A 268-nucleotide genomic window follows, 5' to 3' on the forward strand; every position below is an offset into this window, starting at 1 on the left:
ATCGAGTTCGATATTCTGATCGCGCAGCGCCCGCGCCACCTCCAGCGCCGAGATTACGCCGGCGATGCCGTCAAAGCGGCCGCCATCCGGCACCGTGTCGGAATGCGAGCCGACCATGATCGTGCCGAGCCACGGTTTTCGGCCTGTCCGCCTTCCGATCAGATTGCCGGCTGCATCGATCCGCGTTTCCAGCCCCGCCGCCTTCATCCGCGCTTCGATATAGGCCCTGCCATCGAGAAAGAGCGGCGAGAAGGCCCGCCGCGTCCAG

1 protein-coding gene is annotated in these 268 nt (G+C 65.7%); it reads right to left on the reverse strand.

Annotated features, from left to right (window positions below):
• The coding region (locus EOD29_RS32060; protein ID WP_348630472.1) for a M28 family peptidase at positions 1-268 on the reverse strand (268 nt) is incomplete at both ends.

Source organism: Mesorhizobium sp. M1A.T.Ca.IN.004.03.1.1 (genome assembly GCF_003997555.1).
Classification (GTDB): domain Bacteria; phylum Pseudomonadota; class Alphaproteobacteria; order Rhizobiales; family Rhizobiaceae; genus Mesorhizobium.